We start from the raw sequence: 20,898 nt of genomic DNA on the forward strand, positions 1-20,898 counted from the left end.
CACCCCCCGGCGTAATCGCGGTGCGGCGGCGCCCCCGAGGGGCGGGGGGGCCCGCCGCCGTTTACTGCCAGATGCGCGCCACCAGGGCGGGCAGCTCTGCCAGCGTGTCGATGGTGTAGTCGGCCTCAGGGGCCCGGCCAAAGCCGTAGCGGGCGTGGATGAAGGGCACCCCCGCCCGGTGGGCGGCGTCGCAGTCCATCTCCGTGTCCCCCACGTAGAGCACCCGGGAGAGCCCCTCCCGCCGGGCCACCAGGGAGATGTTGTCCCACTTGGGCAGCCCGGTGTGGCCGGCGTTCTCGCTGCCGGCAAAGTAGTGCCCCAGCCCGTGGGCGGCGTAGAAGGCCTCGATATACCCCTCCTGGCAGTTGGAGACCACGTAGAGCGGCCAGCGCGCCGAGAGGGCGGCCAGGGTCTCCTCCAGCCCGGGGTAGAGGGTGCCGCCGGTCCGCTCGAGGTAGGCGTTCTCCTCGTCGCAGCAGCGGGCCACGATCTCGTGGGCCCGCGCCACCGATACGCCGGTGAAGAGGGCCTCGCCGATCTTGGGCAGGGTCTTGCCCATGACCCCCTTCATCTGGGCCTCGGTGATGGGGCCCACCTCGGGGAAGTGCCGCAGGGTCAGGTTCCAGGACTCCACCACCTGGGCCGCCGCGTCCCAGAGGGTGCCGTCCAAATCAAAGAGGATGCCGTCTTTTTGCACTGTCTCTCCCCCTATCTGCCCAGGTCAAAGCGCAGCTGCGGATTGTAGAGGTAGTCGTCGTTGTCGTAGGTAAGCTCCAGGTTCTGCGAGCCCTTGGGCACCTCGTAGCAGAGGGTGGTCTCGATGGTCCGCCCGGCGGCCAAGGTCTGGGTGGTGAAGAGCTCCTGGCGATTGCCCTGGCTGTCGGTGATGTAGGCGTCGTCGTCCTCGGAGAACTCGAAGAGGTCGTCGCCCCCCTGCAGGATGAAGTCGGGCCGCCAGAGCAGCCGGTCCTCCCCCGAGCGGTTGGTGATCTTGATCTGCACCACCAGGTACTCGTCGTCCTCGTCGGGGGTCAGGCCGTACTCGCTGCCGTCGCGCACCCCGGTGACGGTGAACTCCATCTCCTCCCAGCTGGCGGTCTGTCCCACCGCGTAGTGGGTGGCGTCGGGGGTCCGGCGGTTTTGGTGGTCGCCGCTGTTCCAGCCGCTGGGGGACTGCTGGTCAAAGTAGCTCCCGCCGTCTCCCTCGTCGCCGTAGTCGTAGTCGTCGTAGTTGTCGCCGTCGTCCCAGCCCCCCTGGTAGTGGTGATAGCCGTTCCCGTAGTCGCTGCCGCCGTCGTTGCGGGCGGCGCGAAAGACCGCCGCGATCGCCGCCCCGTAGCACAAAAACACCACCAGCACCGCCGCCACCGCCACCGAGGCCACGGCGATGATGGTGTTGCGCAGGTTTTTGTACTTTCGCTCCCGCACCGCCGCCACCGGGCAGCCGCAGCAGGGGCAGACCGGGCTGCCGGCGGGGATCCGGTTGCGGCACTGGGGGCAGCTGGTGGTGCCGTAGGGCTGGGTCGGGGGGGTGTAGTAGCCGTTCATAGAGAACTCCTCCTCATCGTCGGGGCGGCAAGACTGCCCGCCCTTCTCTCTCTTCTGTTTTAGTGTATCGGCCGGGGCCCGGTTTGTCAACGAAAAAGGTCTCATTTGCCCCGGTCTTCCCAGGCGTCGAATTGTGAAAAAAGTCGCAACAAATTGTAAAGAGAAGGTGGACAAGTCCGGCCCGGTGTGGTATCCTGAGGACAAAGTTGATAGAGGCGCGGTGCGGATGAGTAGCCGGTGGGAGGGGACACCCTGGGAACCCGGCAAAAGGCCAAACCGCCGAAACGGCTGGGCGGGTGCGCCCCGCTGTTGGGCAGGGGGAGAAGATCTCCCTGACTCCTGTTTTTTAACAGAGGCGCTATCGGTGATAACTTTGCTCGTTTGAAAGTTGCACTGATGGGGTGCAACTTTTTCTTTTTGTCCGCCCCGGCGGGCGGGACGACACCGAAAGGAGTTACACAGATGAATCAAACACCAAACACCACAAAGGCCCAGGCGCTGGCCTCTGAAAAGACCGAGCTCAAGCGGGAGGTCGGCCTCTTCGGCGGCGTGTCGGTGCTGGGGGGGATCATGATCGGCTCGGGCATCTTCTACCTGGGCAGCATCGTGCTCCAGCGCAGCGGCATGAGCATGGGGCTGGCCCTGCTGGTCTGGGCCCTGGGCGGGCTGGTGGTCCTCTTCTCCGGCATCTGCTATGCCGAGCTGGGGGCCATGATGCCCAAGGCCGGCGGCGGCTACGTCTACCTGCGGGAGGCCTACGGCGAGCGGGTGGCCTTTATGAGCGGGTTCTCCAACTTTATCCTCGGCTCCTCGGGCTCCATCGCCGCCCTGGCCGTGGCCTTCCCCGAGGCCATCGCCAGCCTGGTCCCCCTCTCCCCCCTGGCCTGCAAGGCCATCGCCATCGGGATGATCGTGCTCCTCAGCGCCATCAACCTCTTCGGCATCAAGCTGGGCAGCCGGATCCAGAACTTCTTCATGATCCTCAAGCTGCTGCCCATCGTCCTCATCATCGTCTGCGGCATCTTCATGGGCCAGCAGACCCCCAACCTCTCGCTGGTGCCCGACCCGGCCATCGCCGGGACCCCCTCCCTCTTCAAGATCTGCGGGATGGTGGCCTTTGGGGTGGTGGCCACCCTCTGGGCCTACGAGGGCTGGACCAACCTGAACACCATCAGCGAGGAGATCAAAAACCCCAAGCGCAACCTGCCCCTGGCCATCATCCTCTCCATCGTCGGGGTGATGCTCATCTACGTCCTCTTCAATTTCGCCATCTACCGCACCCTGCCCTATGAGACCATCACCGCCATGCTCGCCAGCGGCGACCTCTTCCTGGGCACCGCAGCGGCCAACACCCTCTTCGGCAGCGCCGGCAAGATCATCGTCGGCTCCACCATGATCGTGGCCATCTTCAGCGCCCTCAACGGCTGCGTCATGGTCTTCCCCCGCACCTACTACGCCATGGCCCGCGACGGCGCCTTCTTCAAGAGCGCGGCCAAGCTGCACCCCAAATACAAGACCCCGGTCTTTGCCATCGTCCTCTCCGGGGTGGTCTCCATCGTCCTGGTGTGCATGCAAAACCTCAGCCAGCTCACCAGCCTGGTGGCCTTCTGCGGGATGTTCTTCAACACCATGACCTTCTACGCGGTCATCCGGCTGCGCAAAAAATACCCCGATCTGGAGCGCCCCTACAAGGTGTGGGGCTACCCGGTGATGGTGGTGCTGGTCATCCTCATCACCATCGGCCTGCTCATCAACACCCTGGTGGAATCCCCGGTCACCTCCATCATCGGCCTGTCTGTGCCCGCCGTGGGGCTGCTGCTCTACGAGCTGGTGTTTAAAAAGAGCCGCGAGGCCGTGTTGGCCGCCCAGCAGGCGGAAGCCGAGGCCCAAGCCACCGACAACAAGGAGGAAGCGTAACATGGACAGCTGCGTCATCGTCAACGGAAAGGTCTACCTGGAGCGGGAGAGATTCGCCCAGGCCGTCTGCATCGAAAACGGGATCATCAAGGCCGTTGGCACCAATGAGGAGTGCCGGGCCGCCGCCCCCGCCGGCGCCCGGGAGTACGACGCCCAGGGCCGCACTGTGGTGCCCGGCTTCAACGACAGCCACATGCACCTCTACTTCGTGGGGGAGAACCTGGAGTCCATCGACGTGCACGGCTGCACCTCCATGGCCGAGGTCAAAAAGATCGCCCGCGACTTCATCGCCCGCACCCAACCGCCCAAGGGGACCTTTCTCCACGGCTCGGGCTGGAACCAGGACTACTTCACCGACGAGGCCCGGATGATGGACCGCCACGACCTGGACGAGATCACCACCGAGTACCCCCTGGTGCTGGAGCGGGCCTGCGGCCACGCGGTCAGCGCCAACTCTCTGGCCATCGAGATGGCCGGCATCACCAAGGACACCCCCCAGCCCGAGGGGGCCCACTTCGACGTGGACGAAAACGGCGAGCCCACCGGCATCTTCCGCGAGACCGCGGCCAACATGGTGATGGCCCTGCAGCACGAGCCCACCGTGGAGGAGATCGAGCACACCCTGCGCACCGCCATGGCCCACGCCGCCGAGTGGGGCATCACCTCGGTGCAGACCATGGACGTCCGCCCCGGGGGCTGGCGCGAGACCCTGCAAGCGTATGAAAACATCCAGTCCAGCCACCCCACCCTGCGGGTCTACCACCAGTGCAACTTCATGGACCCCGCCAGCTACCAGGCCTTTTTGGACGAGGGACACAAGACCGGCGCCGGCGACAGCTACAACAAGATCGGCCCCCTGAAGCTGTTTGTGGACGGCTCCCTGGGCGCCCGCACCGCCACCATGAGAAAGCCCTATGCCGACGACCCCTCCACCCAGGGGATCCAGACCCTGACCCAGGAGCAGACCGACGCCATGGTCAAGCTGGCCGACGAGAACGGCTGCCAGGTGGCGGTGCACGCCATCGGCGACGCGGCCATCGAGCAGGTGCTCAACAGCTACGACACCGTCTGCGACGGCAAAAACCCCCACCGCCACGGGGTGGTCCACTGCCAGATCACCGACGCCCCCCTGGTCGAGCGCTTCTGCGAAAACGACATCCTCGCCTACATCCAGCCCATCTTCCTGCACTACGACATGACGGTGCTGGAGAGCCGGGTCGGGAAGGAGCTGGCCTCTACCAGCTACGCCTTCCACACCATGAACAAGCTGGGCATCCACACCTCCTTTGGCACCGACAGCCCGGTGGAGGACCTGAACACCATGAACAACCTCTACTGCGCCGTGGCCCGCAAAAACCTGGACAAAAAGCCGGAGGGCGGCTTCTACCCCCACGAGTGCATGGACATCTACGAGGCCGTGGACGGCTACACCGCCGGCAGCGCCTACGCCAGCTTTGAAGAGGGCGTGAAGGGCCGCATCAAGCCCGGCTACTATGGCGACCTGGCCATCCTCAGCCAGGACATCTTCACCATCCCCACCGACGAGCTGCTCACCACCGTGGTGGACGCCACCGTCCTCGGCGGCGAGTTCGTCTACGAGCGCTAGCTCGCGCTCCCCCCGCAAAAAAGAGAGCGCCGGAACAGGACCGTCTTCCCTGTTCCGGCGCTCTTTTTCTTCTGCTCGCTTGTCCGCTGTCCCCTTCGCGCGAAAGGAGGCCTTTCCCCAGCACGCAGGCCGGGGCAGGCGCGCCTATTGTCCCGGGGCGGCAGGGCGGTGTGTCTCTCCCCAGCGGCACATCTCCCGCAGGAGCGGCAGCAGGGAGCGGCCCCGCTCGGTGAGACCATACTCCACCTTGGGCGGGATCTGGGGATAGGCGCGCCGGAACACCAGACCATCGGCCTCCATCTCCTTCAAGCTGGCGCTGAGGGTCTTGTAGGTGATCCTCCCCAACAGCCGCTGCAGCTCGTTAAATCGGATCACTTCCCCCTTGCCCAGGTTGTAGAGGATCAGCAACTTCCACCTGCCGTTGAACAGGGAGAGGGTGTAGCCAAAGGAGGTGTCCTCCGAATCGGCGATCTTGGGCAGCCTGTCCGACATCTTCACTATCCTTTCTGATAGTACCCATCCAACCGGTGCGTACTTCCTTTTTTTCACCTTTCATTGTAAACTCAAAACACAGCCTCTGTAAAGGGGCAGAGAGGAGACAGCACCATGAAGATCATTGCCCTGAACGGCAGCCCCCGCAAGGGGTGGAACACCCATCAGATGCTAGAGGCCTTTTTAGAGGGGGCCCGAGCCGCCGACGCCGAAACAGAGACCGAGCTGGTCCATCTCTTTGACCTGTCCTATACCGGCTGCCGCAGCTGCTTTGCCTGCAAGCGAAAGGGTGGTCCCTCCTACGGCCGCTGCGCCTACCCCGACGGGGCGCGGGAGCTGCTGGCCGCCCTCGCTGCCGCCGACGGGATCGTATGCGGCTCCCCTATTTATTTTCACGACATCACCGCCCAGTTGCGGGGACTGCTGGAGCGGCTCTTCTTCCCCTTTCACTCCTTCCGGGCCGGGGAGACCACCCTTGCCCCCAAGCCGCTGCGCTCGGCCATGATCTACACCATGAATGTGACCGAAGAGGAGATGCGGGCCGCGGGCTATCCGCAAAACCTGGCCACCACCGAGGGGTACTTTTCCTACACGTTCGGCCATCCGCCCGCCCTCCTCTACGCCTGCGACACCTGGGAATTTTCCGATTACAGCCTCTATGAGGCCAGCATCTGGGACGAGGCCGCCAAATGGCGGCGGCGACAGGAGCAGTTTCCCCGCGACCTGGCGGCGGCGCGGGCGGCAGGGATGGAGATGGTTCGCGCCATCTCCATCGACCACCCTGTCTGACGCCAACTCCGCGGGCTGAGGCACACAAAAAAGAGAGGGGAGCTCCCTCTCTTTTTATCTGCCCTATCTGCCCTCCCGCCAGGCGCGGGAGAGCGCTTCCAACTGCCAGGGGATATCCCCCCGGACCGCCCCGCCGTGGTGGCAGAGGACGGTCTGCAAGTCTAACCGGGCCAGGAGGCGGACCGTCTCCATCCCCTCTTCCATGTCCAGGGTGTAGCGGGGGTTGGGGCCGGCCAGCCGCCCCTCCTCTGCCGTGAGGGCGTCGCCCGCTATCAGGGTGCGCTCCTCTTTGCAGTAGAGGGCGATGTGGCCGGGCATGTGGCCCGGGGTGTCCACCACCCAAAGCCCCTCCCAGCCCGGGAAGGGGGCGTCTCCCTCCAGGGCGACGGCCTCGGGGACCGGGTCGTCCACCGGGGCGGGCCGCCCCGCGGCCACCGAGCGGGGGGAGGCCGCCTCCCCCGCCACAAAGGGCCGCTGCACCGCCGAGCAGTAGACGCCCAGACCGGGACAGCGCCCGGTCAGCTCCCGCGCCAGGCCCATGTGGTCGTGGTCGCAGTGGGTCAGCACCAGGGCCTGTAAGTCCCCCAGGGACGCACCCGCCCCGGCCAGGGCCTCTTCCAGCCGGGGCAGGGTCCCGGCGCAACCGCAGTCCACCAGCAGCGCCCGGCCCCCCTCTTCCCGCTGCAGCAGCACCGGCCAGATGGGGGGCGACCCCTCCCCCGGGCCCGGCAGCCGCAGCGGCGTGATCCTGTTCATCCGTGCTCCCCATCCTCTCTCCCCCGTTCAGGGGGCGTCGGGGCCGGCAGGCAAACCTAGTCGGCCCAGTGGATGACCCCTTCCCGCCGGGGGTTGGCTGCCGGGGTCTCGGCCGGGTGGCCCAGGGAGGCAACGCCCCAGACGATGTGCTCCGCCGGCACCCCAAAGCCGTTCAGCACGGCGCGGACGCCGGGCTCGTCGCTGGTCTCCTTGAGCTGGTTGATCCAGACGCTGCCCAGCCCCAGGGAGTGGGCGGCCAGGAAGATGTTTTGCAGCGCGCAGGCGCAGTCGGCCAGGCCGTTGCCGTTTTCCCGGTCGTTGGAGGCCAGGATCAGCGCTGCCGGGCGGTACATGTCATACCCCTCTTTGCCCATGGCCTTCCCCATGGCCTCGCAGAGGGCGGCGATCTTCGCCCCGTCGGTGACGGCGGTGAACTGCCAGCTCTGCTTCCCCATCCCGCTGGGGGCGTAAGAGGCGGCCTGCAGCAGGGTCTCCATCTCCTCCCGGGCAATCGGCTCCCCGGTGAATTTGCGGACGCTCCGCCGCTCCAAAATCGCTTTCAACACTTCGTTCACAGCAATTTCCTCCTTTGCCTTCTCGGCTTTTTCTACTATATTAGTATACTACCGCCGCCAGAGGCGGTCAAAGGGCAGTTTGTAAACTTTTTCCCTGCCCTCCCTCCCCCTGGCATTTTTCTCAAAGGTGTGCTATACTGTCCCAAATTTGGCCCGGGCACAGGGTCCGGGCCACCGGCCAAAAAAGGAGGGGATGCCTGTGTTTCGCCACTGGAAAGGGCTGCTGGCAGCCGGGTTGGCCGCGCTGGTGGGCGGGACCGCCTGCTGGGCCCGCTTTGGGGAGACCAGCCGCCTGGTGCTGCGCCGGGAGGAGGTCGCCCTTCCCGCCGCGCGCCCCTTTGCCATCGCCCTCTTTTCCGACATCCACCTGGGCCGCAACGGCGGCGCCCAGTTACTGCGCCGGGTGGCGGCGCTGATTGATGCCCAACAGCCCGACCTGGTGGTCTTTGCCGGCGACTTTTTCGACGCCTATCGCCGGGACCAGGAACTCCTGGACCTGGACGAGCTGGCCGCCATCCTGGCGGAGATCGAGGCGCCCTTCGGCAAATACGCCGTCTGGGGCAACCACGACCGGGGCGGCGGGGCCCACCGGGTCTACGGCGAATTGATGGAACGGGGCGGCTTCATCCTGCTGCAAAACCAGGCGGTGGCGCTGCCCGACCTGGGGCTGGTCCTGGGCGGGCTGGACGACGCCCTGCTGGGCCGCCCGGACTTCTCCCTCTCCCTGGAGGGGGAGGAGCTGCGCGTCCTCGTCGCCCACGAACCCGGCCCGGCGGCCGAACAGGTCCCCGGGGCCCACCTGATCCTCTCCGGCCACACCCACGGCGGGCAGTTGGGGCTGCCCCTGGTGCGGGACCTCCTCCTGCCCCCCGGCTCCGGCTCCTACGCCAAGGGGAGCTACCCCCTGGGGAAGGGCCGGTCCCTCCAGGTCACCAGCGGGGTGGGGGTCACCAAGGTGCCCGCCCGCCTCTTTGACCCGCCCGAGGTGGTGTTGCTGCAGATCGTCCCCGGCCAGAAAAGCCCCTCGTAAAGCGGGGGGCTTTTTTGCGTCCCCATCGGGCGAAAGCCCCCGTTTCGGTTGGAGGTCAGCCGCCCCGCTGGACATTTCTACCCCGCTGCAAAAGGCATCTTCTCCAATGGAGAGTGCGCCTTCGGAGCAAGGCTGCAGCGGCGAGCAATCGGCGGCAGGGGTATCCTCCCCCGACAACGGGTGGCCATCGCCTCCCGCTTTTGCGGCAAAACACTGTCCCCTCTTCCCCGTGGGACAGGGCGCTTTTAAAGGGGGGAGGCCCCCTGGATAAAGGCCGCGCGGGAGTTCCCCTGGGAGGGCACCTCTTTTCTCGGGCGCTGGCAAACAAAACCCTCGAACAGGCTGGGAAGCAGCGCTCCCTCTCCCCGGCCTGTCGGCGGGGCCCTCTCTTGGGTGCAGCCGACAGAGCCTCTCCCCTCGCCCGAGGCGGAGAAAAGGCCCGCCCGCAAGGCTGGCCCGCCCGGAAAAGCCGGGGGAGTGCGCTTCCCCTATCGGCGGCGCGGACCGGTTTCGCGCCGCCTTTTTGCGCCCTTTTTGATGGGGGCAAAGTGCTCTCTTGTCAGGCGGAACACCTGGGGGGAGAGCAGCAGCAGCGCCAGGAGGTTGGGCACCGCCATCAGGCCGTTGAGGGTGTCCGACAGCTGCCAGACCGGCCGCAACTCCACCGTGGCCCCCACCATGATCAGCACCAGAAAGACCACCCGGTACCAGAACACCGGCCCCTGCCGGCCACGGCTGAGATAGGCCATGGCGCTCTCGCCGTAAAAGCACCACCCCAGCATCGAGGAAACGGCGAAGAACAGCACCGAAATGGCGATAAACCCGCTGCCCCAGCGGCCCAGTACCGTGTCAAAGGCAGCGGTGGTGAGGGCCGCCCCGTCCAGCCCCGAGTCCCACATCCCGGTGGTGAGGATCACCAGGGTGGTGAGGGTGCAGGTGACAAAGGTGTCGGCAAAGACCTCGAACATCCCCCAAAAGCCCTGCTTGACTGGGCTGTCGGTCTCGGCCGCCGCGTGGGCGATAGGGGCGCTGCCCAGCCCCGCCTCGTTGGTGAACACCCCCCGGGCGACCCCGGTGCGCAGGGCGGCCTGCAGGGTGTAGCCCACCACGCCCCCCGCCGCCGCCCGAACGCCGAAGGCCGAGCGGAAAATCAACCCAAAGGCCGGGCCCACCTGGTCGCGGTGCACCGCGATCACCCAGAGGGAGGCGGCGATGTAGAAGATGCTCATCAGGGGGACAAATTTTTCGGTGAAGGCCCCGATCCGCTTGAGTCCCCCCAGCACCACCAGGGCGCAGAGGACCATCACCCCCACTCCGGTGGCCCAGTAGGGGATGGAGAAAGACTGGCGCAGCGACTGGGCGATGGTGTTGGACTGGGTCATATCCCCCATCCCGAAGGAGGCGCAGACACACAGCAGGCAAAAGACCCCCGAGAGCCAGCCCCAGCCCCGGCCCAGCCCCTTTTTGATGTAGTACATCGGCCCGCCCCGGTGGGTGCCGTCGGGGCTGGTCTCCCGGTAGTGCACCGCCAGCACCACCTCGGCATACTTGGTCATCATCCCGAAGAGGGCCGACAGCCACATCCAGAAGATGGCCCCCGGCCCCCCCAGGGTGAGGGCGGTGGCGATGCCGGCGATGTTGCCCACCCCCATGGTCCCGGCCAGGGCGGTGGTCATGGCGGCAAAGGGGGAGAGGTTCTGCCCCGTCCCCCCCTTCTTCTTTTGAAACAGGCTGCCCAGGGTGACCTTGAACATGTATCCCAGTTTGCGCAGCTGCAAAAAGCCGGTGCGCCAGGTGAAGTAGACCCCCACCCCCACCAGCACCGCCAGCATCACCGGCCCCCAGACAAACCGATTGACTGCTCCCTCCGCCGCCCAGAACCACGGCATTTGACCGTCCCCTTCCCGCGCCCACGGGCGCAGGAAATGGATATGCCAAAAAAATATGCCATATGCACAAGGGGCGCTTTTTCGCCCTGGCAGCACATAAGCTACGCGGGCCTTTCTTCGGCAAAAAAACGCCCTGTCGGCAAAAAATCACCGTCAGGGCGCCTGTCTTGAAATTATTTTCTCCACTTTTGGATGAACAGCCGCCCCAGTACACAAAGGACGATGCCAATGCCAAACACCCACAGGTATTTGTGTACCACAAGTTCCCAATTCACGTCGTACGCCGTGCTGAATATCGTCCATCTGCCCTTTGCCGGCTCTTCAAACATCTGTCCCGCAATGCCGTATCCCACTGCAATCATCAAAGGGATGGAGGTAGAGCGCAAAACAGCGATCAAAAAGTAGCACAACCCCCACATAAAGACAATTTGCACAGTGGTTTTCACTAGATAAACGCCAAATCTCCCATCGACCAAGAGCAGCAGCCCACCAACCGTCCAAAAATGGAGGAGATACCACACCAGGGTGGAAACATCGCACCAAGACCTTCTTCCCCTTTGCCCCATGTGTACAAAGAGCAATTCGCTTCCAGCCCCCTCCACCTCTTCTTTTAGGGAAAGGCAGGGCCACCAAACAGCAAACAGGGCCCCCATCTGCTCCACATATTCGGCGGCACCGAACAGGCCGGTAGCCGCGCCCTCCATCTGCTCATAGGACAGCCAGCAAAGCAGGGGGAGCACCCCCCACAGAGCCAGGGGCACCACAAAGTAGAGCTTTCCCATCGAGCGAAAGCGAAGGTATAAAAGCTTTCCCATCCCGACAGCCCCCTATACCCCTTTGATAATCGTCATGTATCCGTCTTCCACCGTAGGTTCTGCCGGTTCTCCCCCCTCTATGGGGGCCGAAGAGAGCACTCGCAGGCGAACGCCATCCCCCTCTTCCGACCGTTTCTCCACATAGCTCGCCGCCGGCAAGCTGGTATTTTCACAAACCCAAAACACCTTGTCTCGCGCCCCCTCACGCAGCCCTGAGTCTGTGCCCGAATAGGCGATCAGTCCTTCCCTCATCACCAGGATATGATCGCAGAGGGCCTCCACGTCCTCAACGATGTGGGTGGAGATGAGAATGGTCTTTTCCCGTCGAATGGAGGAGACGATATTTTTAAACCGCATCCGCTCCTCTGGGTCCAGTCCGGCTGTCGGCTCGTCAAACAAAATGACCTGCGGATCGCCCAAAATTGCCTGCGCGATCCCCATCCGCCGGATCATGCCACCCGAAAAACTCCCCACCCGATCGTACAGCCGGTCGCTGAGATTGACCACTTCAGCGCTTCGCTCGATTGCTTCCCGCTGCTTGCCTTTGGGAATGTTCTTTAAAGTCGCAAAATATTCCAGCATATTGTAGGCCTTCAGTTCCCTAAAAAGGCCAAATTTCTGGGGAAGATACCCAACCCGGTTCAACACTTCACTGTGCTTGGCCAGATCCATCCCGTCATAGGCAATTGTGCCGCCCTGCAGGCGGTAAAGGCCAACCATACAGCGCATCAAGGTGGTCTTGCCCGAACCGTTGGGGCCCAGTAGACCGTAGACTCCCTGGCCCAGCTCTCCGTTGATCCCTTTTAGAACTGTCTTTTTGCCAAATGATTTTTTGACCCCGTCCAGCTTGATCACCGTCTACTCCCCCTCCAACAAATCCTGCAAAAACACCTGCGCGCTTCGACTGTCCTTTGGGTTGGTAATATATTGGCCGGCTGCGCGGCAGAGGGCGTCCTCTCCCAACTGTTCGCTTGCCCGGATGAAAAGTCGGTATGCCTCCTCGTCCTCTCCCATAAAGCGCCAAGCCATCCCCATGCCGTTCCCACCGCCAAACTCCGAAATGAATATCTGCCGCATGGAGGGGTCAAAGAGGTAAGAAATCGCCGTCGCAACCGTCTGCTTTTCTGCATTGTCCCCTGCCAACATGGGGACAAACCGAAACACATTTCCTCCAAGCCTATTGCGCACAAGGACGTGGTCGCTCATCTGCACATAGGAAGAGTGCCCCAGGGCATTGCCAAACTGGCTGGTGTCTACACAAAACAGGGGAGTGCGCTCCAAATACCCCGCCAGATCCGTCCCCAAAGCCGCGTCTAGCTTTTCCACTGCCGCTGCATCCTCCTCACTAAACGAGGCCAATCCGTGGTGGTACAGGGGGCGCACGATTGAAACGCCCTCTTCTTCCGTTTCCTCCAAAAAGCCCGCCATGATGGTGGGGCCGTTGCAGAGACCGCTGTACACCCCCTCCTCCACCTGGGGCAGAGAGAGGTAGAGGGGGTGTTTGCCGTAGGCCAGCCGCACGGTAAACGGCTTTTCCTCATTCAGTAAGGGCGCATAGATGAAATCGCCCGCATTCATCTTTTCATCCGGCTGAATGGAGAGCAGCCGAAACCCCTCCACCGGGTAATAGGGCACGTCCCCCGGCAGGTAGATGCCTTGATTGTTGGTGTAAAAGGGTCCGGCGTTGCCGCTGTATTGCAGAGCGATCCGCTCTGTATCCATGGCTTTGGACTTGTCCACCGTCAAATAGTCGCCATCCTGCGCAAAGGGAAGGGGGGTTCCGTCTTCCGCCTGCACCTTTTTGACCCGATAGCTGTGGTAGAGGGTGAACTTCAGCTCCTCTTCCTTCTCTGCATCTGCCAGCCCGAGGGAGGCGGTCATCCTCATCCCGTCGCCGACATGCAGATCCAGGTCGTAGTCGGAGATGGAAAACGCGGCCTTTTCCTCTTTTCCCCTGTTGAAGTAGTAGTAGCTGTAGGTGCTTCTCCCATCGATTCGGCCGTCCTGGGGAACGTAGCCCTGTTTCCCCAAAAAGGCTACAAGGCAGAGGACGGAGAGAATCAGACACCCTCTCTTTACCCATCTTTTCTTCCGCGTTGCAACCCCCGCGGTGCCCAGATAGCCAAGCCCCAACAACAGAAAAAACCAAAAGCCCCATCTCGCGATCCGGTACCACTCTACGGGGAGGCCGTATATCCCATTGCTCAAAGACTCACCAACATCGGAAACGGCAATCACATCGCGAAGCCAGTACCCAATAGGCCCCATCGTCGCCTGTGCCATAAAAAGCGGTTTGTACAAAAGCTCGGATGCCAGGTACCCCCACAGGGTGATCACCGCATAGGCGGGCACCCGCCCAACGTACAGCGCCAGGGCAATGCCCAGGGCAATGGCCAGCAGACCCGGCAGCAGGAGATAGAGCAAGATGGCTGCTACAATATTTCCAAAAATCGCAAGATCGACGCCCCCCACCAAATAGATGCCGTAAAATATGTACCCACCCACATTGATGACCGAGAGCGCCAGTACTCCCAACAACACCAGGGCCTGGCTGCCCAGGACTCGAAGGGTGCCGCCAGGCATAGCCCGAAATGTCTCTAACAGGTCTCTGCTCTTATTCCTCACAAAAAACTCATAGGACAAAAACGCCATGAACAAAAAGCAGATGGTCGGCGTTTGCCTAAATACAGTGGCCGCATATTGAAGAACATCTCCAGTCAAGGTCAGGTCTTCGAGAAGAAAGGCGATGCGCGGCGAGAGGATGGCGTGGGGAAAGACGAGGATTGCGGCAAGGCCGACCCACATGAGGGGAAAGCGAAAAAAGGCGGTCAGTTGATTTTTGTATAGCGACTTCATACTGCGCTGCTCCTTCCGGTTTTGAGCGCTATTGAAACAAACGACTCAAACAATAGGAACGTCCTCGCTTTAAATAGATTGAGAACAAATGGGCCTGGCAGAACCAGGCCCATTCCTTTTTCTTACCTACCAGGAAGCAATAGTACCGTAGCCAACATTATAATCTAACAGACAAAGTCGATACGCATCTGTTCTAACTCCTTGTGGGGGAAACTTTCCTACTTGACCCACACCCAGATAGCGCGTATAAATGGGCTCTAAATAATTAAACCCATCTACATAAACGAACATTAGTCTACCACTAGGGCTGCTGCCTTGTCCTGTACATTCACTGTAAACTTCCAAATTATCATTTGGATTCAAATAATCTTTTTTTACCTGCTCACCAGAGGTGGCTTTATATGCTGTATAAGTCGAGAACGACCGTGGCTGCACCTGTGCCAGTGCCACTGCTGAAACTGTCAACACCATCGCAAACGCCAAAAGGCCTGAAAAAACCTTTTTAAAACCGAACTTCTTCATTTTTTCCATCCTTTCCTCTACGATACCCGTCAGCCTTCTCCTACAGCCGACCTAGGCCATTGGAGACACCTCTTCATTTATTTGTATCTGCCATTATTTTACTATAAATTTCTTCTTTGTAAATACAATTATATGCATATCTACTTAGTTGATAGTTTTAAATATATGATTTATACAACTTTAACATTTTTGATAGTTTAAAAAATATTCCTATATAATAATTTGATTGTTTTTCTTTATATGCTATACTAAAATTATACAGATAGCTGCTTTCACTTGCGAAAGGGGGGCTTTTCCATGGATAAGAAAAGGATACGCATCTGTATTCTAGCTGTTTTTCTCGCAGCCTGCCTGATTGGCGTCGGCTTATTTCTTCTAAACAAAAAGAGTACCTCCCCTCTCAGGCCCGGCGAGGCAAAGTACGACTTTGCCCCCAGTCGGGAGCACTGGGCCCAACTGATGGCTGAAACGGAAGGTCGCCCCGTCCACTCCGCTACCGGCCTTATTCTCGGAAAGGGCGGATTTGGCGGGCCTTTTTCAGTGGCGATTGACGCTCGCTTTCAAAAGAGCAGATATACCGATGAGGATTTAAAAATTATGGAGCAGCTGTCAGAAAACGACCACAGCTTTGTGTATTCCACACTCTTTTATACCGATATGGAAGAACTGAACGGAGAACCGCTCTTTTACCTGGACCCCTGTCTGTTCAACCTCTATTATTTTACCTATGCCAGCGAAAACACCCCCGTCACCGTCCACTGGGTGGACGACGACCGAGGCAATCACCTGCTCCTGGAAATCGAGTCCCCCGAGATGGAGGAGGCCTACCGCGCCTTCTGGCTGGAGCAGAACGAAAAGAAGGGTGTCCGCCCCGAGATCGACGAGCTGAACATGGGCCTCAAGGGAGACATCATCGACGAATAGCGGCCGCACAACAAGAGCGCGCGCCTTTTCGCACCGAGCGAAAGGACGCGCGCTCTTTGGCGGTCTCTCAATTCAATATTGTCCCTACCACTCGATGCGCTCCACCAGCCGCACCCCGTTTGCCTGCATCGAGGCGGCGAAGACGGCGTTGTAGAAGTCGCGGCCGTGCACCCCGGGGATGTCAAAGGTGTCCACACAGTCCAGGGGGACCACCACGTCCAGCTCCCGCCCCTCGGCGTTGGCGTAGGCCTTGCAGGTGGTCGCCAGCTGGTAGACGCAGATGTCGGTGACACAGCCGGTGACGATCAGGTGCCCCACCTCGTAGCGGTCGAGGAGCTCCTTGACGTACCAGTTGAGAAAGCCGTTGGTCGAGGCCTTCTCCACGATCTTGATGCCCGGCACCGCGGCGATCTGCTCCACCACCTTCTCCTCCCCGCTGCCCTTGACGCAGTGGGGCGGGTAGGCGGAAAATTCGGGGGAATCGTCCCGGTGGCAGTCGGTGTAGGCCAGGGTGTAGATCTGTCTCTCGGCGCAGGCGCGGGCCAGGGCCGCCGCCCGGGGGACCACCGCATCGGCGTAGGGGCTGGCCAGGGCCCCCTGGCGGCAAAAGCCCACGTTCAAATCCACCACCGCGCAGACGGTCCCCTCGGCGGGGAACTCGTCAAGGTGGGCGGTGGGCAGGTCGCGCAGGCTCCCCTCCACCTGTTTGGCGGCCTCGGCAAAGGCGGCCTGGTAGTCAATGGCGTGCAGATCCATGGGGCATTCCCCTTCCGTTTTTTCTTTTCAGTATACCCCTTTCACCTCCGCTTTTCAACCGACTGCGCGCCTGCGCCGACCGACTGCGCAAAAGCGGTGGACGGCCCCGTCCCGCCAGGGTATACTGGTACCAGAACAAAAAAGGAGGGATGGCCGTGGAGGTGGAGATCAAATTGCAGCCCGGTCTGGCAGGGCCCCGGGCGGTGATCTACTGCGGCGAGATCACCCCCGAGGTGGAGGCGGCTGCCGCCCGCCTCGCAGGCGCCACCCGGCGTCTGGCGGGCCGGCGGGAAGGGCGGGTCTACCTGCTCGACCCCGGGGAGATCACCCTCGTCACCGCCGAGGGGCAGCAGGTGTACGCCCTCTGCCAGGGGGAGCGCTACCTCCTCAAAGCCCGGCTCTACGAGCTGGAGGCCCAGTTGGCAGGCAGCCGCTTCGCCCGCATCTCCCACTCGGAGATCGCCAATTTCGACTGGGTGGAGAGCCTGGATATGTCCACGGCCGGCACCATCCACCTGCGCTTCAAAAAGGGGGGCGGGGCCTTTGTCTCCCGCCGGTATGTGGCCCGCATCAAAGAGCGGCTGGGCCTGTGAGAGAGAGGAGGGCTTGTCTGTGAACTGCGCAAAAAAAGCGGCCGGCCGGGCCGTTGTCGGCTTTGGCTGGGGCGTCTGCACCTCCACCGCCATCTGCTACTTCATCTCCCTGGGGGTGGGGGAGTACTGGCCGGTGACCCCCGAACTGCTGGCGGCCTTCGGGGGCGACCTGTTGGCCGCCGTGGGGCTGCAACTGCTCACCTCCGGGCTGCTGGGGGCCGTCTGCGCCGCCATCTCGGTCTTTTTTGAAATCGAGCGCTGGAGCCTGGCCCGGCAGACCGCCCTGCACGGCTGCTGCTGCGCCGCCGCGGTCATCGGCACGGCGGCCGTCAACCGCTGGGTCACCTTGAGCGCCGCCGGGCTGGCGAGCTACCTGCTCCTCTTTCTGGCCATCTACCTGGTCATCTGGCTGGCGCTGGCCCACCACTGGCGGCAAAAGCTGCGGGCCATCAACCAAAAACTCAAGGGGCTTTAAGGGCCCCAGATGCAGAGCGGGGCTGTCGGGCAGCCCCGCTCTTCTTCTGTTTGGGGGAAGGGGAAGCGAGCGGATCAGGGCCTTTACCGAAAAGTTTGTCCCCTTGATGAGCATCTTCTACATCACCGCCTCTCTCTGGGTGATCGCAGTGCACCGCGACCAGGTGGGCCCAGTCTTTGAGTTGATTTTCCGCTCGGCCTTCGGTGTTCGGGCAGCGGCTGTTCGGGGTGTGGCGGCGAGACGAGGGCCGCCTACCCAGCGCTCGAATTGCCTCGAGCGCCCCCAAGCTGAGCGGGGACAGGGTCTGGCCCGACAGGTCCGCTGGGTCCACGGCAACCCCTCGGTTCCTTCGCCCGCCGACAGGCAAACAAGGCCCTCCCCCGCCTTCTCAGGCGATTTGCCCGGCGGCCCGGCTCCCGCCGATCCACTGACGGCGGCGGGGCGATAAAGGCATGACCGAAGAGGTGCAGCGCGCTGTCGGCAACCTGTCTGAAAAGGAGAATCGGATTGGCAGCGATACCCTTTGGCCAAATCAGTTCAGAAATCGTATTACTGGCCGCTCCCAGGCATCGCCGCAAGCTCGCGGTACATAACTCGGCGGCGGCCCGCGCGAAGTCGCCTGCCCCCAGTCGATTCCAGCCGAACAATTCTGAAAAGTCGTTTGGACAGATGGGCCATCCCCGCCCTGTCGCCCTGCACCGCGCCCAGGTTGCGCCAAAAAGCCCTCGCCCATTCCTGCAATCTGCACGAACGGGCGAGGGACATTTTTCCCTTGGCAACAGCACTTTCAGCACAGCGGCACAGAACTAGACCCGGCCGCCCCCCTCGTCGTCCCCGAAGGGGAAGAGGCCCAGCTGCTCATCCCGCTTGCCCACGGCCTTGGGCGGCTTGCGAAACCGGCTCAGGGCCACCAAAATCAGCGCCACCACGGCAATCACCGCGACAAAAATCAAACCGTACTTGATCCACAGAGCAACACTCACAACAGTTCCTCCTCTCCGCCGCGCTGGGCGGCAGTCAACCCCGCCGCTGGGCTGGGCCCAGCAGGCGGGCGATGGCATAGCCCAAAAAGAGGGCCATGACGATGAGTCCCGCCGTCACGTACCAGCGGCCCAGGGGGGCGCCGAAGGCGGCGGCGATGACGGCCGGGGCAAAGACCGCCGCCACCGCGGCCCGCAAGATGACCGCCGCGTCCATCCGCCGGACATAGTAGCCCCAGTCGCTGTTTCCGTCGTAGCGCAGGGGGGTGCCCCAGAGGGTCAGCTCGGGGCGCTGGTAGATGGGCTTTTGGGGCTTGCCCTCCGGCTCGGGGTGGGCAAACACCGCCGTAAAGCCCTGAAAGACCGTCAGCGCCAGGTAGGCCACCCCGCCGATGCGGGCGGAGGTGGGCAGCCCCTCGGCCGCCACCCGCTGCCAGTTTATCCCCAGGCAGAGGGCGCAGAGCCCGAGACAGGCGAGGCCGCCGGCCTCCCAGATGCGCTGAAAGCGGTTGTAGCGATAGCGGATGCGCACGGCCTCCCCTCCTCTCTCTGTTTCGTCGGGCGGGCTAGTGGGCGCCGCCGGGCTTTTGCCCCCTCATCTTTTTGAGGGTGCGGTCGATTTCCCGGTCGGTGGGCTCCTCGTAGTTGGGGCCGTAGAAGAGCTGTTTGCCCGGCCGGTCTGTCCGGTCCAGCGAGCGGGGCGCCCCCTTGCCGACCCGGCCGATCAGGCTGGGCAGCAGCACCAGGGCCACCAGGGCCAGCACCAGCACGGCGAGGTAGAACCACTCCTTCCCGCTCAGGCCGGCAAACCAGGAGAGGGAAACCCCGCCCTCCCCCAGGAGCGCCGGCGCCAGCAACAGCCCCACCCCGAAGAGGAAGCAGAGCGCGATGGCCGCCGTCTTCAATGCCTTTTTCATTTTGAGCCCTCCTTTTTTTCCGGTCTCTTCTCAAAATGGGGTCTCCCCCTATTTTGTCTCTCCACCCGCCCGGGCGCATAGCTGTCGTACCCGTAAAAGGACCAGCCCTCGCCCTTGGCGGCCTTGCCGGCGGGCAGCTCCCTGCCCTGGGTGGCCCGGCCGATGAGCCCAGCGATGACCAGCAGGAGGAGCAGGATGCCGCCGATGCCCGCCACGATCCCCAGCAGGCACCGCCACTGCTCCCCGCTCAGGGGGACGCCGCGGTTTTCCTCCAGCTGCACCGTGTAGAGCAGGTAGCCAAAGCCCGTCAGCGCACCCAGCGCCACCAGGGCCAATGCCGACCGAACGATCCACTTTTTTGCCTTCATCGCGAAACACCTCCCGCCAATCTGGGCAAGCTGCTGTTGTCCGTGGGTTTCTAGCTTCAGTATATACCCATTTTTTCCAAAAGGGTATCTCTTTTGCCCCGAATCAGCGCTTTGTCCTGAAGGGGTGTCACAATTTGTCGATTTTGCCGACACTGCCGCTGTCCGCACCCAGTTGCGGCGCGGGCGCACAGCCGCGCTAGCCCCCCTGTCGCCCGGCGTGGGCCGCCAGCGCCAGCAGGGCCAGCAGCAGCCCGGCCCCGATCGGCTGCGCCGCGGCGAGGGACAGGGGGAACAGGCCGCCCCCCAGCCGCCAAAAAAGCAGGGCCGCTCCCCCGACCCTGGCGCCCCAAGCCAACAGGCGGTGCCCCCTCTTTTTCATCCGTCCATCCCCTCCTCGACCGGCACCAGGCCCTCTCTGGGGAGAGTTTGTCCCCTCCGGCGGCAATCATACCCCGGCCAAAGGGGGGCAAGCTATCTGCAAAGGCCGCCGCAGCACCCGTCCAAAACGGCGGCCTATTGGCGGAGAGGAGGTGAGAGCATGACCGAGAGAGAGCGGGAGGAGCGGCGCAAAAAGGCCGCCCAAAGCCGCATCATCACCGACCCTCAGGGCTCCTGGACCGGCGTTCCCCTGAACCCGGACGAGATACCGGTGCAGGACGCCGACGACCTGTAATAGAGCACTATCACTAAATCAAAATGTATTTCTTTAGCTCTTTTGTGCATATACAATACCCCGCAAATTTGCTATACTACAGATGCAGAAACAGATTCCGATGAAACGGAATCCTCCTATTTCTCACCTTCTTTTCATACTTTTATCTTTTCATCCCACAGGGAAAAAGGCCCCACTCCGCGGGGCCTTTTTCCTTTTGTTTTTTCTCCGCCCCCTCCGGCGGGGAGCGCAGACGCCCCCCCCCACACAGGGTCTGGGGGCACCCTTTTTGGGGGAACGGCTTTCCACCAGCTACCACAGCACTTCGCCGCCCCTTCCAGAACAGAGGCCGGCTGGTTGCCGCCCCCGCGGCGCACGGCAAAGGCCAATCCGTCTACCCTCGCCTCCCCGGCCAGGACCAGCTCCTCCCCGCAGGGG

The 20,898-nt window shown here is 62.6% G+C and carries 25 protein-coding genes and 1 riboswitch; of the genes, 9 read left to right on the forward strand and 16 right to left on the reverse strand.

The window, feature by feature from the left end; genetic code table 11:
- Window positions 1-61 precede the first annotated feature (61 nt).
- Together ACTNAU_RS08065 and ACTNAU_RS08070 are read right to left on the reverse strand one after the other, a co-directional pair.
- Entirely contained in the window at window positions 62-697 is a 636-nt protein-coding gene (locus ACTNAU_RS08065) for an HAD family hydrolase (RefSeq protein WP_441098098.1), read from the reverse strand.
- A gap of 11 nt (window positions 698-708) precedes the next feature.
- Complete coding sequence (locus ACTNAU_RS08070; RefSeq protein WP_441098099.1) at window positions 709-1,548, reverse strand: DUF4352 domain-containing protein; 840 nt, start codon at window positions 1,546-1,548, stop codon at window positions 709-711.
- Between the two features lie 202 nt (window positions 1,549-1,750).
- Window positions 1,751-1,917: riboswitch (Lysine riboswitch) on the forward strand.
- A gap of 93 nt (window positions 1,918-2,010) precedes the next feature.
- Between ACTNAU_RS08070 and ACTNAU_RS08075 the strand changes: the two genes are divergently transcribed.
- On the forward strand, window positions 2,011-3,465 hold the full coding sequence (locus ACTNAU_RS08075; protein ID WP_185914666.1) for an APC family permease: 1,455 nt from the start codon (window positions 2,011-2,013) through the stop codon (window positions 3,463-3,465).
- 1 nt (window position 3,466) lies between these two features.
- Complete coding sequence (locus tag ACTNAU_RS08080) at window positions 3,467-5,071, forward strand: amidohydrolase (protein WP_441098100.1); 1,605 nt, start codon at window positions 3,467-3,469, stop codon at window positions 5,069-5,071.
- A 144-nt stretch (window positions 5,072-5,215) separates the two neighbouring features.
- On the opposite strand, the gene ACTNAU_RS08085 is transcribed toward ACTNAU_RS08080, so the two are convergent.
- Window positions 5,216-5,563 (reverse strand): winged helix-turn-helix transcriptional regulator, encoded by a 348-nt coding sequence (locus ACTNAU_RS08085; protein WP_441098101.1) that lies wholly within the window; start codon window positions 5,561-5,563, stop codon window positions 5,216-5,218.
- A gap of 114 nt (window positions 5,564-5,677) precedes the next feature.
- Between ACTNAU_RS08085 and ACTNAU_RS08090 the strand changes: the two genes are divergently transcribed.
- Entirely contained in the window at window positions 5,678-6,352 is a 675-nt protein-coding gene (locus tag ACTNAU_RS08090; protein ID WP_441098102.1) for a flavodoxin family protein, read from the forward strand.
- Between the two features lie 63 nt (window positions 6,353-6,415).
- Here the strand turns inward: ACTNAU_RS08090 and ACTNAU_RS08095 are convergent, their stop codons facing one another.
- Together ACTNAU_RS08095 and ACTNAU_RS08100 are read right to left on the reverse strand one after the other, a co-directional pair.
- On the reverse strand, window positions 6,416-7,108 hold the full coding sequence (locus ACTNAU_RS08095) for an MBL fold metallo-hydrolase (protein ID WP_441098103.1): 693 nt from the start codon (window positions 7,106-7,108) through the stop codon (window positions 6,416-6,418).
- 56 nt (window positions 7,109-7,164) lie between these two features.
- The gene (locus ACTNAU_RS08100) at window positions 7,165-7,683 is read right to left on the reverse strand and encodes a nitroreductase family protein (protein WP_441098104.1); all 519 of its coding nucleotides are present in this window, start codon (window positions 7,681-7,683) and stop codon (window positions 7,165-7,167) included.
- A gap of 199 nt (window positions 7,684-7,882) precedes the next feature.
- On the opposite strand from ACTNAU_RS08100, the gene ACTNAU_RS08105 reads away from it, so the two are divergent.
- Entirely contained in the window at window positions 7,883-8,713 is an 831-nt protein-coding gene (locus ACTNAU_RS08105) for a metallophosphoesterase (protein ID WP_441098105.1), read from the forward strand.
- A 488-nt stretch (window positions 8,714-9,201) separates the two neighbouring features.
- Here the strand turns inward: ACTNAU_RS08105 and ACTNAU_RS08110 are convergent, their stop codons facing one another.
- From ACTNAU_RS08110 to ACTNAU_RS08130, 5 genes are all read right to left on the reverse strand, one after another.
- Window positions 9,202-10,602, reverse strand: coding sequence for an alanine/glycine:cation symporter family protein (locus tag ACTNAU_RS08110; protein ID WP_441098106.1), 1,401 nt, complete (start codon window positions 10,600-10,602; stop codon window positions 9,202-9,204).
- Window positions 10,603-10,775: 173 nt separating this feature from the next.
- The gene (locus ACTNAU_RS08115; RefSeq protein WP_441098107.1) at window positions 10,776-11,417 is read right to left on the reverse strand and encodes a hypothetical protein; all 642 of its coding nucleotides are present in this window, start codon (window positions 11,415-11,417) and stop codon (window positions 10,776-10,778) included.
- Window positions 11,418-11,429: 12 nt separating this feature from the next.
- Window positions 11,430-12,272, reverse strand: a complete 843-nt coding sequence (locus ACTNAU_RS08120) for an ATP-binding cassette domain-containing protein (RefSeq protein WP_441098108.1) — start codon at window positions 12,270-12,272, stop codon at window positions 11,430-11,432.
- A gap of 3 nt (window positions 12,273-12,275) precedes the next feature.
- The gene (locus tag ACTNAU_RS08125) at window positions 12,276-14,273 is read right to left on the reverse strand and encodes a hypothetical protein (RefSeq protein WP_441098109.1); all 1,998 of its coding nucleotides are present in this window, start codon (window positions 14,271-14,273) and stop codon (window positions 12,276-12,278) included.
- Window positions 14,274-14,399: 126 nt separating this feature from the next.
- Window positions 14,400-14,804, reverse strand: coding sequence for a hypothetical protein (locus ACTNAU_RS08130; RefSeq protein ID WP_441098110.1), 405 nt, complete (start codon window positions 14,802-14,804; stop codon window positions 14,400-14,402).
- A 648-nt stretch (window positions 14,805-15,452) separates the two neighbouring features.
- On the opposite strand from ACTNAU_RS08130, the gene ACTNAU_RS08135 reads away from it, so the two are divergent.
- On the forward strand, window positions 15,453-15,719 hold the full coding sequence (locus tag ACTNAU_RS08135) for a hypothetical protein (RefSeq protein WP_441098111.1): 267 nt from the start codon (window positions 15,453-15,455) through the stop codon (window positions 15,717-15,719).
- Window positions 15,720-15,803: 84 nt separating this feature from the next.
- Here the strand turns inward: ACTNAU_RS08135 and ACTNAU_RS08140 are convergent, their stop codons facing one another.
- On the reverse strand, window positions 15,804-16,475 hold the full coding sequence (locus ACTNAU_RS08140; protein ID WP_256136562.1) for a cysteine hydrolase family protein: 672 nt from the start codon (window positions 16,473-16,475) through the stop codon (window positions 15,804-15,806).
- 155 nt (window positions 16,476-16,630) lie between these two features.
- Between ACTNAU_RS08140 and ACTNAU_RS08145 the strand changes: the two genes are divergently transcribed.
- From ACTNAU_RS08145 to ACTNAU_RS08155, 3 genes are read left to right on the forward strand one after another with little or no spacing between them, the layout of a single operon-like run.
- Window positions 16,631-17,068 carry a LytTR family DNA-binding domain-containing protein gene (locus ACTNAU_RS08145; RefSeq protein WP_044993031.1) on the forward strand — a complete coding sequence of 146 codons (438 nt, stop codon included), beginning with the start codon at window positions 16,631-16,633 and terminating at the stop codon, window positions 17,066-17,068.
- Between the two features lie 19 nt (window positions 17,069-17,087).
- Window positions 17,088-17,543, forward strand: coding sequence for a DUF3021 domain-containing protein (locus ACTNAU_RS08150; RefSeq protein WP_185914653.1), 456 nt, complete (start codon window positions 17,088-17,090; stop codon window positions 17,541-17,543).
- 46 nt (window positions 17,544-17,589) lie between these two features.
- Window positions 17,590-17,991: an alanine:cation symporter family protein gene (locus ACTNAU_RS08155; protein WP_441098156.1), complete on the forward strand. Its 402-nt coding sequence runs from the start codon at window positions 17,590-17,592 to the stop codon at window positions 17,989-17,991.
- Window positions 17,992-18,349: 358 nt separating this feature from the next.
- Here the strand turns inward: ACTNAU_RS08155 and ACTNAU_RS08160 are convergent, their stop codons facing one another.
- The 5 genes from ACTNAU_RS08160 to ACTNAU_RS08180 all read right to left on the reverse strand — a co-directional run bounded on the left by ACTNAU_RS08160 (window position 18,350) and on the right by ACTNAU_RS08180 (window position 20,187).
- A complete protein-coding gene (locus tag ACTNAU_RS08160) occupies window positions 18,350-18,526 on the reverse strand; it encodes a hypothetical protein (RefSeq protein WP_021660474.1) in 177 nt (58 codons plus the stop codon).
- 34 nt (window positions 18,527-18,560) lie between these two features.
- Window positions 18,561-19,055: a hypothetical protein gene (locus ACTNAU_RS08165; protein WP_441098112.1), complete on the reverse strand. Its 495-nt coding sequence runs from the start codon at window positions 19,053-19,055 to the stop codon at window positions 18,561-18,563.
- A gap of 34 nt (window positions 19,056-19,089) precedes the next feature.
- Window positions 19,090-19,440 carry a hypothetical protein gene (locus tag ACTNAU_RS08170; RefSeq protein WP_185914651.1) on the reverse strand — a complete coding sequence of 117 codons (351 nt, stop codon included), beginning with the start codon at window positions 19,438-19,440 and terminating at the stop codon, window positions 19,090-19,092.
- A complete protein-coding gene (locus tag ACTNAU_RS08175) occupies window positions 19,437-19,808 on the reverse strand; it encodes a hypothetical protein (protein WP_441098113.1) in 372 nt (123 codons plus the stop codon). Before ACTNAU_RS08175 ends, ACTNAU_RS08170 begins: the two co-directional genes overlap by 4 nt.
- 196 nt (window positions 19,809-20,004) lie before the next feature.
- Window positions 20,005-20,187, reverse strand: a complete 183-nt coding sequence (locus tag ACTNAU_RS08180) for a hypothetical protein (protein ID WP_441098114.1) — start codon at window positions 20,185-20,187, stop codon at window positions 20,005-20,007.
- A gap of 159 nt (window positions 20,188-20,346) precedes the next feature.
- Between ACTNAU_RS08180 and ACTNAU_RS08185 the strand changes: the two genes are divergently transcribed.
- Window positions 20,347-20,481, forward strand: coding sequence for a hypothetical protein (locus ACTNAU_RS08185; RefSeq protein WP_256136559.1), 135 nt, complete (start codon window positions 20,347-20,349; stop codon window positions 20,479-20,481).
- Window positions 20,482-20,898 lie beyond the last annotated feature (417 nt).

Origin of the sequence: Bittarella sp. HCP28S3_D9, from assembly GCF_052065655.1 — a bacterium.
Lineage (GTDB): Bacteria > Bacillota > Clostridia > Oscillospirales > Ruminococcaceae > Bittarella > Bittarella massiliensis.